This window comes from Polyangium sorediatum (assembly GCF_029946465.1).
GTDB lineage: Bacteria > Myxococcota_A > Polyangia > Polyangiales > Polyangiaceae > Polyangium > Polyangium fumosum.
Window position 1 is genome coordinate 24,451 of sequence record NZ_JARZHI010000090.1, and the last position, 12,583, is coordinate 37,033.

The following is a 12,583-nucleotide window of genomic DNA, read 5'->3' on the forward strand; positions in this document are numbered from 1 at the left end:
TCCGTGGCGATCCACCCTGGCGACATCCTCGCGGGCTACCGAGTGACCCGCCTCCTCGGCCGCGGCGGTATGGGCGAGGTGTGGGCTGCCCGGAGCGATACGACCGGGCGTGACGTAGCCATCAAGGTGCTGCTCGCCCGCGCCGCCGTGAAGCCCGATCTCGTGCAGCGCTTCCAGCGCGAGGCCAAGATCGCCTCGGCCATTCAGAGCCCCTACGTTTGCAGCCTGCTCGACGTGGGCCTGACCCCCGACGGGGCGCACTTGCTGGTCTTCGAAAAGCTCGACGGCGAGAGCCTGGCCGACCGGCTGAAGCGCGAGCAATACCTGCCCTTCGCCGAGGTCTTCCCGATCATCGAGGACGTGCTCTGCGGGCTCTGCGCCGCCCACGCGGCGGACGTGATTCATCGGGATCTGAAGCCCGGAAACATCTTCATCGAGCGCACGGCGTCCCCCGAGCGGCCCGAGCGCGCGAAGATCCTGGACTTCGGGATCTCGAAGCTCAAGCGCGGCGACGGCGAGCAAAACGAGCCGACGCTGACGGCCTTCGACGCGACGCTCGGCTCGTTCGCATACATGGCGCCCGAGCAGGTGCGCGGCGCCGCGCGGGCGGACGAGCGGGCGGACATCTACGCGGTCGGCGCCGTCGCATTTCGCTCGCTCTCGGGGCGGCTGCCCTTCGAGGGGACGACGGCGGCGCTGCTCGTGGCGATGAAGCTCGAACGGCAAGCGCCGAGCCTGGCCGAGGCGACGGGCGACCGCTGGCCCGCGGGGATCGAGCGGTTCCTGGAGCGCGCGCTCGAGCGCAAGCGCGAGAACCGGTTCGCCACGGCGCGCGAGGCGCTCGACGGCTGGCGCACGCTCGCGCCGGGCGGGCGCGTGATCCAGCCGCCGCCGCCGGTGCGGGCGCCGGAGCCCTCGTCGCTGCACGTCGCGCCGCCCGATCCGCCGACGGTCGCGGACGATGCCGACGCGGCGGTGAGCCAGGACGATCAGCCCACGTGGGTCGATCATCCCCCCACGGAGACGGTGGATACGCCGCTGATCGGGCAAGCGCTCGACCTCTCCTCGGAGCCGGGGCGAGGACGCAGGACCGGCAGGTGACGAATCGGGTGACGCCGTGAACGACGCGACCGTCCTTTCACGAAACAAGGTCGAAGTCCGCGGAGGCCGCATCAAGGCCGGCAAGGCGGGCTGGGTGGAAGTGGGCACGGAGCCGGTGATCGTGGGCCGCAACGCCCAGTGCAGCATCGTGCTCGACGACGCGAAGATCAGCGCGGTGCACGCGGAGCTCGTGGCCACCGAGCAGGGCGTGCGCGTGCGGGATCTCGGCAGCCGCAACGGCACGTTCGCGGGCGGCGTGCGCGTGGGCGAGGTCTTCCTGCTCGCGGCGTGCAAGCTCCGGCTCGGCGAGACCGAGCTCACCTTCGAGCCGGCGCGGCCCGAGCGAATCACGGTGCCCTCGATCCCGGCCTTCGGCCCGCTCGTCGCGCAGAGCGCCGGGATGCGCGGCATCTTCGAAAAACTCTCCAAGGTCGCGTCCACGGATCTCACGGTGCTGATCACGGGCGAGACGGGCACGGGCAAGGAGGTCGCGGCGCAAGCGATCCACCAGGCGAGCGCGCGCGCAAAAAAGCCGTTCGTCGTGGTCGACTGCGGCTCGATCCCGTCGAGCCTCGCGGAGGCGACGCTCTTCGGCCACGAGCGTGGCGCTTTCACGGGCGCGGTCGACAAGCGCCTCTCGCCGTTCGTGGAGGCCGAGGGCGGGACGATCTTCCTCGACGAGCTCGGCGAGCTGCCGATCGAGGTGCAGCCGAAGCTGCTCCGCGCGCTGGCGGAGCGGCGCATCAAGAGCGTCGGCGGCTCCTCGTACCGCGAGGTCGACGTGCGCGTGCTCGCGGCGACGCGGCGGGATCTCGTGCGGGCCGTGAACACCGGCGCGTTCCGCAGCGACCTCTACTTCCGTGTGGCGCAGGTGCGCGTGGAGCTGACCGCGTTGCGGCAGCGACTCGAAGACATCCCGGTGCTCGTGCGCCGCATGCTGCGGGATCTCGGCGGGGACGAGGCCTCCTTCGATCGGGTCTCGAACTCGACGCTCGAACGGCTGATGCGGCACGACTGGCCGGGCAACGTGCGCGAGCTGAAGAACGCGGTCGCGGTGGCGTATGCGCTGGCGGGCGAGGGCGAGGAGCTCGACGTGGCGGCGCACCTCGGGGCGCTGACGGAGATCCATGAGCCACACGTCGCAGGCCCGCCGCCTTCGAGCGCGGGCGGCCCGGTCTCGAGCGGCGCGGGCGCGTCGTTCAAGGGCAAGGCCTTCCAGGAGGCCAAGCACGACGTGCTCGCGCGGTTCGAGCGCGAGTATTTCGCGGGGCTCTTCGACGAGGCGAAGGGCAACATCTCGGAGATCGCGCGGCGCGCCGGCATGGAGCGCGCCCACGTCCGCACGTACCTCAAGCGCCACGGCATCCACGGCAAGACCGAGGGCGGCGAGGCCTGAGCGGCAAAAGCGACGGAAGCGCACAGGAATCGAACCTGCCCAGGACAGCGGAACTGCCCCGCACCGATTTTGAAGACCGGGGGTGGCACCAGCCGACCGCGCGCTTCCACCTGCCCTTCTAGCGGGTTTCTTCGCGCAGGGCTACCCTCGCGCCCGTGCGCCGTTTCGTCCTCGGCACTGCGGGTCACGTCGATCACGGCAAGACCACCCTGGTCCGCGCCCTGACGGGCATCGATACCGATCGCCTGCCCGAGGAAAAACGCCGCGGCATCACGATCGAGCTCGGCTTCGCGCCGTGGAGCCTCGGAGAAGGCGTCGAGGTCAGCATCATCGACGTGCCGGGCCATCGCCGCCTCGTGCACACGATGATCGCCGGCGCGATCGGCATGGAGGTCGTGATGCTCGTCGTCGCCGCGGACGAGGGCGTCATGCCGCAGACCCGCGAGCACGTCGCCGCTTGCGAGTTGCTCGGCATTCGCCGCGCCGTCGTGGTCGTGACGAAGATGGATCGCGTAGGCGAGGAGCTCGCGCGCCTCGCCGGCGACGAGGCCGTGGAGCTGCTCGCGGGCCGCATGCAAGCCGAGGTCGTGCTCTGCTCCGCGCGCACGGGCGAGGGCCTCGACGCCGTCCGTGACGCCGTCCGGCGCGCCTTGATCGCGCTCCCGCCGCCCGCCGTCGCGCCGCGCGCGCGCCTCGGCGTCGACCGCGTCTTCTCCGTGCGGGGCGCGGGCACCGTCGTCACGGGCACGCTCGTCGAGGGAAAGATCCCGCTCGGCGCGCCCCTTTTCGTCGTCGGTACGGGCCGCGCAGGGGAGCGCAGCGCCGAGGGGGACGTCCACAAGACGAGCGCGCGAGGCCTTCACGTCCACGATCGCGCCGTCGACCTCGCCGAGGCGCCGACCCGCCTCGCCTTGAACCTCGCGGGGCTGCCGCTCGAAGCCGTGCATCGCGGCGACCTCGTCACCGACGATCCCAGCGTCGTCCCCACGCGCCGCATCGACGTCTCGCTCCGCGCCACGGCCCCCGTGCGCAGCGGTATGAGCGTCTCCGTGTACATCGGCACCGCGCGCTCCTCGGGCAAACTCGACCTGCTCGGCGAGCCCCTCGAAGACGGCCGCCGCCTCGCCCGGCTGCGCCTCGCCGACGCGCTCGCCGTCGTCGGCGGGGATCGGTTCGTCCTCCGCGGCTCGGACGTCGACGGCCCCGCGGGCGCTGTCCTCGGCGGCGGCGAGGTCCTCGACGCGCGCCCGCCGCAGAGCCTACGCAAACGCGGCCGCGCCGCGCGCCTCGCCGTCCTCGAAGCGCTCTTCGTCTCGCGCGATCCGCAAGCGGTCATGCGCGCCCTCTCCCTCGAAGCCTCCCCGCGCCCGCTCTCGCGTGACGTCTTGCCCTCGCGGTTCTCCTTGCCCGCGGCCGAGCTCGAACGCGCGGCCGACAAGCTCGGCGACAAGGGCGAGCTCGTGCGCATCAAGCGCATCGGCTGGGTGCCTCGGGCTGCGCTCGTCGAGCTTGCCGTCGAGGCGCGTGGGCTCGTCGCTGCGCACCAAAAGAAGAACCCGCTCGATCGCGGCATGGTCCTCGAAACCTTGCGCGCGCGCCTCGCCGCGCGGGCCGGGGCCGAGGCGGCCGACGAGATCATCAAGCTCGCGGCGTCGAAGAGCGGCAGCGTCGCCGGCGAGCCCATCGTCGTCGAGGGCGACGTCGTGCGCGCCCCGCAGATCACGGCCGCGTCGGCCTCGGGCGCGGTCGGCGCGGTCGGCGCGGTCGGCGTGGCGCTGGAGAAGGCGCAGCTCAAGGGGCTGACCGAGTTCGCCGTGAAGGAGGCTTCGGGCGCTTCGCCCAAGGAAGTGAAGGCGATCCTGGCGAAGCTCGTGCGCGAGGGGCACGCGACGCACGCCGGTGAGCTTTGGTTTTTCCGGGCCGATATCGACGCGCTCCGGGCCAAGGTGAAGGCGCACCTGGACCAAAACGGCCGCATGTCGATCGCCGATTTCAAGGATCTGTCGGGCCTCGGGCGGCGGCAGGCGATTCCGCTGCTCGAATTGTTCGACCGAGAGGGCGTCACGCGGCGCGAGGCCGATGACAGCCGGGTGAGGGGGAAATGACGTTCCGACGTCCGAAGATGCGATCCATCGTATTCTTGTGCGTGCGAAACTCGGCGCGCAGCCAGATGGCCGAGGGGCTCGGGCGTGCCATTTTCGGCGGCGACGTCCGCATCCAGAGCGCGGGCAGCGAGCCTTCACACGTGAATCCATGGGCGGTCGAGGTGTGCCGGGAGATCGGCATCGACCTCACCGGGCAAACCTCGAAATTCGTGGGCACGATCGACCCCGACTCCGTGGACACGGTGATCCGCCTCTGCGATGAGGAGGTTTGTCCAGTGAGCCTGAGCGACAAGCAGCACTATTACGTGCCGATCGAGGATCCCGCGAGCGACGATCCGAGCCTCGGGCGCGAGCAGATGCTCGCTCGTTTCCGCCGCGCGCGGGACGAGATCAAGGAGCAGCTCGCGTCCCTGGCGGCGATCCTCGATCGGGCCTGAATGCGCCGCCGGAGCGCGGCGGCGAGGAGCGTCAGGAACAAAACGCCGGCGTGATCGCCGGTGCCGCGGCTCGTCTGGCAAGCGCCGCCGGAAAGGCGAACGCCTTCCTCCGCGGGGACATCTGCGTCGGCCTCGGCATCCGCTCCTGCATCTGCATCTGCATCTGCATCCGCCGCGGCGTCCGCGCCCGCGTCCGATTCGGCATCCGCGTCCGCGCCTGCGTCCGCTTCCGTCATGCATTGGCCGTCCATGCACGCCCCTGCGCCGCAATCTTTGGGCGCTCCGCTCGTGCAGATGCCTTCCGCGCAGGTATCCCCGACCGTACAGGCGTCTCCGTCGTCACACGCCGTCCCCGTGAGCAGCGTGCACGCCCCGTCCATATTCGCGCCCGTGGCCATCGAGCAGGCGTCGCATACGCCGAGATCACACGCGCTGTCGCAACATACGCCATCCACGCAGAACCCACTCGCGCACGACGCGGCCGCCGTGCAGGCCTCTCCATTTTCGCTTTTCAGGACGAACGCGTACGCCGACCCAGCATTCGTCCCGGCGTCGTCCTCCAGATAGGCGCCCACGATTGCCGTCTCCCCGTCCATCGCCACCGAGAACCCAAAAGCGTCGCCTGCGGTCCCGTCGCCCGCCACGAGCAGAAGATCCTCCGACCAGCCGGGCCCGCTCTCCGTGAACACGTAGGCCGCGCCCGCATTCGAGCCTTTCGTGTCATCGAGCAACGCGCCCAGGATCACCCGGCCTTTCGTGATCGACACGCTCGTCCCCAGCCGATCGTCCGAGCCGAGCCCCGCCGGTACGAGCTTGCCCGTCTCGGCCCACGTGAGCCCGGCACGCGCGAACACATACCCCGCCCCCGCGTCGACCCCGGCCGCATTCGCGAGCGGCGCGCCCACGACCGCCGTATCCCCTTCGAGCGCCACCGCCGCGCCAAACGCGTCCCCCGCCTGTCCGTCCGCCGCGACGAACTTCTTTTGCTGGCTCCACACCGGCCCCGCGCCCACGAACGCGTACGCCGCGCCCGCATCCGCCCCCGCGTCGTCGTCCCCCGGCGCGCCCGCGATCACGGTCTGCACGGAAAAAACAACCGACGCGCCCAACCGATCCCCCGCCTGCCCATCCGCCGCGAGGAGCTTCTTTTGCTGCGCGAACACCCCCCCATTCTCGCCGAATACATAGGCCGCACCCGCATCCGCGCCTTTCGTGTCCTCGGCCGGCGCCCCCGCGACGACCGTCCCACCCACGACGGCGACCGCCTGGCCCATCGTGTCACCCGTCTTCCCGTCACTCCCGAACAGCTTTTGCTGCTGCGTCCACACGCCATTCGTCCGGACGAACACGTACACAGCGCCCGACGCGGTCGCCGCGCCATCCCCGCGCGGCGAGCCCACGACAGCCACGTCCCCATCGACGTCCACCGCACGCCCGAACCATTCCCCCGGCCCCCCATCACTCGCCACGAGCTTCTGCTCGAACCCCCAACCCCCATTCGTCCGAACAAACACGTACGCCGCCCCCGCATCGGTGCCTTTCGTGTCCTCGTCGGGCGCGCCGAGGATCGCCGTGTCCCCCGAGAGCGCCACAGAGTAGCCAAAGAAGTCGCTCGGATCGCCGTCCGGCGCCCCGAGCTCGCTCGTCTCGGTCACGACGAGCGCCGCAGCCGTTCGAGCGACGGGCTCCGGCGTCGCGGCACCAAGATCACAGGCAGCCAGGGGCAGGAGCACGGCAAGCCAAGCAGAGGTCGAGGAGCAAGACGCCTTGGGCATGGGGGGCCAGGTATCGTATCGCCCCCGCGCCGAAAGGGCGTGGACAATGCCGCCGCCGGCATGCGAAGGTCCCTGCCAGAAAGAAAGGGAGGTCGTCATGGCGGAAGTGAAGCGGCTGCAAGGCCTGGGGAATGTCGCAGCAGTGCAAGAGGCCCTCGCGCAAGCGAACGCGTACAAGGAAATGCTCGAGCGCGAGGCCGCCGCAAAGGCCGAGGCCGAAGCCCAAAACGCCGCCGAGGAGGCCCACGTAGGCGCCCAGATCGGCGCCCTCGTCGAAGCCGCGTACCTGGTCGCATCCGCAGACGGGCGCTACACGAGCAGCGAATCCGAGCGTCTCGTCGAGCGCGTCGGCGCCCTCACGGAAGACAAGTTCGCCTCGCACCAGCTCGCCGCGATGGCCGACGAAGCCCAAAACCGCGCCTCCGAAGGCATCGACGCCCGCGCCCGCGCCATCGCAGAGATCCTGCCCGACCCGGAGCTCCGCCGCGCAACCCTGCTCGTCGCCTCCGCCGTCGCGTGGCTCGACGGCGGCGTCGGTCAAAAGGAAGGCCTCGCACTCCAGTCCCTCGCCCGCGCCTTCGGCTTCTCGATCGACGAGCTGCACAAGATCATGAGCAAGGCGCACGGCTGAGGCGCCGCGCCGGGGTTTCACCCCGGGCCCCGACCAGGGGTTGTCCACCCCTGGACCCGGACCAGCCAGGGGCTGGACCCAGGCTCGATGAACTGCGCGATGCGCAGTTCATCGAACAGGCCTGGTCAAGACCGGCAGCGACCCTGCCAACCGAGACTGCCGCGCGGCTGGTTCGGCTGGCGAGCCGGGTTCTTCGTCGGCCTGTTTGAAAAACTGCGCGGAGCGCAGTTTTTCAACCCCCGGTCCAGGCTGTGCCTGGTCCGGGGTCGAGGGGGCGGACAGCCCCCCGCGGGGTCCGGGGCAGCGCCCCGGCGCGACGCCCCACGAGGGAGACCGGAGTCGTCAGCCGAACGCGGGTTCGAACGCGGCTGTGCGTTCGCGTCCCCAGGCTTCGCGCTCGACCCTGCGGGACTCGTAGAGGCCGAGGGAGGTGACCGGGAAGTAGCTTCGGTACAGCGTGTAATGCAGGAGCGCTGTGCGGAAGAAGAGGCCGGCCGGCTCTTCGGCGGGCCAGGTGCCGTCGTCGCGTTGGGCGGCGGCGAGGAAACGCGCGCCGCGATCGATCGCGTCCCAGTCTGGATCCTTTGCTTCGAGCAGTGCTGTGATGGCCCAGGCTGTCTGGATCACCTGGCTCCGGTCGTTTTCGCGGTATTGCCCGCGGATTGCGCTTTCGTGGTGCTCGCCCCAGCCGCCGTCTGGGCGTTGCCGTGCCTTCAGCCACGTGCATGCTTTGCGAATGGCGTGGTCGTGCGGCGGCGCGCCTGCGGCGAGTAGGCCTCGCACGCCGAACATCGTGCCGTAGATGAAGCATACGCCCCAGGCGGCCGGGAACGAGCCGTCTGCGTGCTGGAGCGCGCGCAGGCTCGCTGCGGCGCGACGGATCGCGGTGTCGACCTCGCTCCGCAGGATCTCCGGGTGATGCTGCTGGAATGCGGAGAGTGCTGCGATGCATGAGGCCGTGCATTCGACGTACGCTGCTTCGCTCATCGAATCTCCGAACATCTCTGCGGGGTTCAGCCATTCGAGGGGCACGCGTGTCCGCCGCGCCTCGTAGCTGCCGAACGAGCCGTCCGGGTTCTGGCACCGGAGCACGAACCGCGCCGCTGCTGCCATGTCCTCGGCCGAGGCCCGCGCGTGTGGTGATTCCAGACGCGCGAGCATCGCCTCGGCCGTGCAATCGCTCACCGGCCAGCCGTGCCAGACCCCGGCGAAGCAATACCCGCCGCGTGGATCGAGCCTGTCGTGTGCTGCTGCGTCCCCGATGGCCTCGCGGATCTGCTGGTCCTCCAGGAATCGATCTGCGCGCGCCAGCGGTTCGGCGACGTCCACGTGCTTTGATGCGGCCACGAGCGCCTGCGTTGCGAAGGCCGTATCCCACGACGCACTGCGCGCCCCGGCGATCCGCACGCCGTCCGTGTCGTCCTCCCAGATCCAGCCCTCGAATCGCTCCAGCGCGAGCAGCGCGTCCGGGTCCTTCGGATCGTTTATCCAGAGCGCCAGGATCCCGAGCAGCCCGCTCACCGGCGACAACGCGGTGTGCCCGCTCGCGCGCAGATCATAACGCACCTCCTCGCGGAGCGCCGAGAGCAGACCGGCCCGCGATTTCGGCGTTCGCACCCGATCGACGACCTCGAACGCCTGGTAAGCGAATTCGAGCGCCAGGCTCGGCGGCGTTTGCAGCTCCGCCTCGCGCCGCTGCCGCCGCGCCGCTGCGAAGTCGACCGCGCCAAACCCGCCCGGATACAGCTCGTTCCGCAGCGCCCGTGTGATTGCCGTCTCGGGCGCGCTCCGCCGCGCGGACACGAGCAGCGACATGCCGAGGTAGATGTACCGCGTGTGGCAATAATACTTCGACGGGTGCAGCGCCCACGATCGCGGGAGCAGCCACGCCTCGGGCAATACCTTCGGCACGCCCTCCCAGCCATAAAGACCACAGAGCGAAAGCCAGAGTTTGCCCCAGCTCGGAATCGCCGCCGCGCCGCCCTCGCTCCGGAGGAACGCGAGCCCCTTGGCGACGAGCGGATCCTCCGCCGGCACGCCGAGCAGGCGCGCCGCCACGTACACGAGCGTCGTGACGAACAGGTAGGGCTGCGACAGCTCGTGCATGCCCCACGTTCCATCCGGCAAACGCGTCCGCGCGAACTGGAGCAAGAGCCGCTCCCGACGCACCGGATCGATCGGCAAGCCCATCACGTGGCACGCCATGACGTACTGGGCGGCGAGCATCGGATTCCAGATGACCTCGCCCTCCCACGACCCGTCCTCGGCCTGCTCGGCCACGAGCGCGCGCACGCCCCGCGCGAGCGCCGTCCGCGGTTCGAGCCGCGCCTTGCCGAGCCGCGTCGCGCGTTCGGCCGCCGGGTGCTCCAGCACCTCCGCGCGCCCGGCCGCCGCCTTCAGCGCCGCGCCATATCGATCCTCGGCCGAGCGCGGAAAGTTCTGCGTGGGCTCGGCCGGCGTGAGGTGCAGCGTCGCGCGCATGAGCCAGCGAATGCGCATGCCGAGCTCGCTCGCGACCTCGGCCGCGTGCCGCGGATCCCGCCGCACCACGCCGTCGCGCACGATCGCGCTCGACGCGCGGAGCAGCGCTTTCAGGAACGAGCCGCCGAAATGCAGCGGGTTCGTGTCCTCGCACGAGAGGAAGCCCATCGTGCGCATGCGCTCCGCGGGCTGCTCGCGCCAGAGGTCGTAGATCCCGCTGCGGATCGCCGCCGTCTCGTCCGACGTGTCGGCGAAGACCTCGTAGAGCGCGACCGCGAGCATTTCCGGCGCGCGGCTCTGGATCGTGCGGCTGCGGCTGTAGGCGCGGAAGCTCTTCGCCTCGGAGAGCGCGATCGCGTCCTGAAAACCGAGCGTCATGCCGAGCGCCGTGAGCGGGTGGTGGTGGCCCACCGCGTCGCCGACGAGCGCGAGCCCCTCGCGGCCGTAATCGACGCGCGGTCGAATCTGGTTCGTCGCCCATGCGATCTCGCCGCTCTCGAGCGCTTTGCGGAGCGCGCCCCGCAGCGCCTCGGGCAGGACGGGCGAGAATGCGTCCCAGAGCGTCGCGGCCTTGCTGCGCTGCACGCGCATCGAGAGAGGCACGTCGAGGCAGAGCCGCACGTGCCGATCGTCCAGCCGATACGCGAGCGCCGGCCCCGGGCCGCCGAGGAACACGTGGCCGTGCCCTTCGAGCGGCATGCGCACGCCTTCGAGCAAGAGCCCCGCCATGCGCGAATACGTCGCCGCGCTTCGATCGATCGAGAGCGCCGCGTGCGCCACGCCGCTCCGGCCGCTCGCGCCCACAACGAGCCCGGCGCGCACCATGCGCTCGCTGCTGCCCTTCTGCTGGTACGAGAGCGTTTGATCGACGATGCTCGTCGCGCGCGATCCGGGCTGGTAGTCGATGAGCGCCTCGCCCATCACGCGCTCGCGCAGCCGCTCGACGAGCCGGACGTGCTCGATCGCGTGGCCGACGTTGCCGGCGCGATACGGGAGCGCGATCGGGTTCGTACCGTCGTCGGGGTACAGGACGAACCCGCGCCCCGTCTCGTGCGTCGCGCCGGCCGACAGATCCACGCCGAGCCCGCGGAGGATGTCGACGGCGGGCGGGTGCAGCCACTCGCCGGCGAGCCGCTCGACGGCGCGCGGGTTCGACTCCAGCAAGAGCACCCTCGCGCCTCGCTTCGCGAACGCGAGCGCCGACACGCATCCGACCGGACCTGCGCCGATCACGGCGATGTCGTAGTCGATCCTCTCTGCCTTCCCATTCATGCAGGACCTCGTTCGTCATTCACGGCCGCGGCGTTCGCCTTCGGCACCCCTGAACTGGTCCCCCCCTGTCGAATCGAGGGCAGCCCTGACGCCCGGACAAACCGTCCGTCAGGACCACCCCAGGTCTCACGCGTTCACGACCGCGTGATGTGGGCCCCGCGCGACGCGGGGCCCTCGGGCACGAGGGCCCGACGGAAGAAATCGGCGTATGCGTCGTAAATCGCGCTCCGCACGCACGTGGGCACGAAGCCGAGCTCGCGCTCCGCCTTCGAGGTGTCCGCGCGCCGCGGCGAGGACGCGGGCGCGGGCGCGCCGGGCGGGCGTTCACCCCCGAGCATCCGCGCGGCCGCGAGCTTCTGGGCGAGGGACATCCGCGCGAGCAAGGCCGGCACGGCGAACGGCGGGCGGCGCCGCGCGCTCGCCTCCTCGAAGAACGAGAGCAGATCGTCGATCGACACGAGCTCGGTCGTGATCACGTACTTCTGCCCTTTGCGCCCGCTCCGCATCGCCGCGAGGTGGGCCTCCACTGCGTCGCGCGTCGACGTGAGCAGGAGCGCCCCGCGCGCGAAGGCGCGGAGCCTGCCGTTCGCGTGATCCACGAGCGCCCGCCCGATCGCGCTCGGCCGATCGTCGAAGGGCCCGACCAGCGTCGTCGGCGCGACCACGACCACGTCGAGCCCGTCGGCCACGGCCTTCAAGCATTCGTGCTCCGCGAGCGCCTTCGTCCGCGCGTGCGGCGAATGCGCGGAGAACGGGTCGAGCGGCGTCGCCTCGTCGATCGGCGCGCCGCGCGCGTCGTCGTACCGCACGGCGTCGAGCGAGCTCGTCACGACCACCCGCCGCACGCCCACCTCGCGGCACGCGCCGAGGAGCGCGCGTGTCCCGAGCACGTTCGTCTCGAAAAACGCTTGCTCGTCTCCCTCGGCCACCCTCGCCGCCGCGTGATACACCTCGGTCACGCCGCGCATTGCCGCGCCGAGCGCGTTTGCGTCGCGCACGTCGCAGGTCACGACCTCGACGGGCAAACCCGCGAGCGCCGCCGCGCCGCGCGCGCCCCGCACGAGCACGCGGACCTCCTTGCCCTCGGCGACGAGGCGCCGCACGAGGTTTTGCCCGAGGTGCCCCGCGCCGCCCGTGACGAGCACGCGCCCCTCGCGGATCCGCGCGTCGCTCCGAGAGGCCTCGCCCGAGGTCTTTTTCGTATCCGCGCCGCCGCGGATCACCGTCATCGACGCGCGCCGTTCGGGCGGCACCGGCGGCCTCCGCGCGCGGAGCAGCGGCATCGTCGCGCGCCCGGACACGCCCGCGGGCGTGCTCGGCCCGGCCTCCGCCGCGCGGGCGAACAGGGCGTGGAGCGCCGCGTCGCTCTCGGCCGCGCGCCGCGC

7 protein-coding genes, 1 tRNA gene and 1 pseudogene are annotated in these 12,583 nt (G+C 71.1%); 5 read left to right on the forward strand and 4 right to left on the reverse strand.

Annotated elements, in window-relative coordinates; genetic code table 11:
• The first annotated feature begins 3 nt into the window (after window positions 1-3).
• Together QHF89_RS44715 and QHF89_RS44720 are read left to right on the forward strand one after the other, a co-directional pair.
• Window positions 4-1,101: a serine/threonine-protein kinase gene (locus tag QHF89_RS44715; RefSeq protein WP_136928399.1), complete on the forward strand. Its 1,098-nt coding sequence runs from the start codon at window positions 4-6 to the stop codon at window positions 1,099-1,101.
• A gap of 16 nt (window positions 1,102-1,117) precedes the next feature.
• Window positions 1,118-2,497 (forward strand): FHA and sigma-54 interaction domain-containing protein, encoded by a 1,380-nt coding sequence (locus tag QHF89_RS44720; RefSeq protein ID WP_136928398.1) that lies wholly within the window; start codon window positions 1,118-1,120, stop codon window positions 2,495-2,497.
• Between the two features lie 13 nt (window positions 2,498-2,510).
• Here the strand turns inward: QHF89_RS44720 and QHF89_RS44725 are convergent.
• A tRNA-Sec gene (locus QHF89_RS44725) sits at window positions 2,511-2,605 on the reverse strand.
• A 47-nt stretch (window positions 2,606-2,652) separates the two neighbouring features.
• On the opposite strand from QHF89_RS44725, the gene selB reads away from it, so the two are divergent.
• Window positions 2,653-4,602, forward strand: a complete 1,950-nt coding sequence (selB, locus tag QHF89_RS44730; protein WP_136967501.1) for a selenocysteine-specific translation elongation factor — start codon at window positions 2,653-2,655, stop codon at window positions 4,600-4,602.
• A complete protein-coding gene (locus tag QHF89_RS44735; RefSeq protein ID WP_284721762.1) occupies window positions 4,599-5,039 on the forward strand; it encodes an arsenate reductase ArsC in 441 nt (146 codons plus the stop codon). Before selB ends, QHF89_RS44735 begins: the two co-directional genes overlap by 4 nt.
• Before the next feature lie 530 nt (window positions 5,040-5,569).
• Here the strand turns inward: QHF89_RS44735 and QHF89_RS44740 are convergent.
• Window positions 5,570-6,913, reverse strand: a pseudogene (locus tag QHF89_RS44740) (hypothetical protein); the annotation flags it as partial.
• Here QHF89_RS44740 and QHF89_RS44745 point away from each other — a divergent pair.
• Complete coding sequence (locus QHF89_RS44745) at window positions 6,912-7,445, forward strand: tellurite resistance TerB family protein (protein ID WP_284721763.1); 534 nt, start codon at window positions 6,912-6,914, stop codon at window positions 7,443-7,445. The pseudogene QHF89_RS44740 and the gene QHF89_RS44745 overlap by 2 nt on opposite strands.
• A 342-nt stretch (window positions 7,446-7,787) precedes the next feature.
• On the opposite strand, the gene QHF89_RS44750 is transcribed toward QHF89_RS44745, so the two are convergent.
• Both QHF89_RS44750 and QHF89_RS44755 read right to left on the reverse strand, forming a co-directional pair.
• Entirely contained in the window at window positions 7,788-11,198 is a 3,411-nt protein-coding gene (locus QHF89_RS44750) for an FAD-dependent monooxygenase (protein ID WP_136967504.1), read from the reverse strand.
• 134 nt (window positions 11,199-11,332) lie between these two features.
• The coding region (locus QHF89_RS44755; protein WP_284721764.1) for an NAD-dependent epimerase/dehydratase family protein at window positions 11,333-12,583 on the reverse strand (1,251 nt) is incomplete at its 5' end.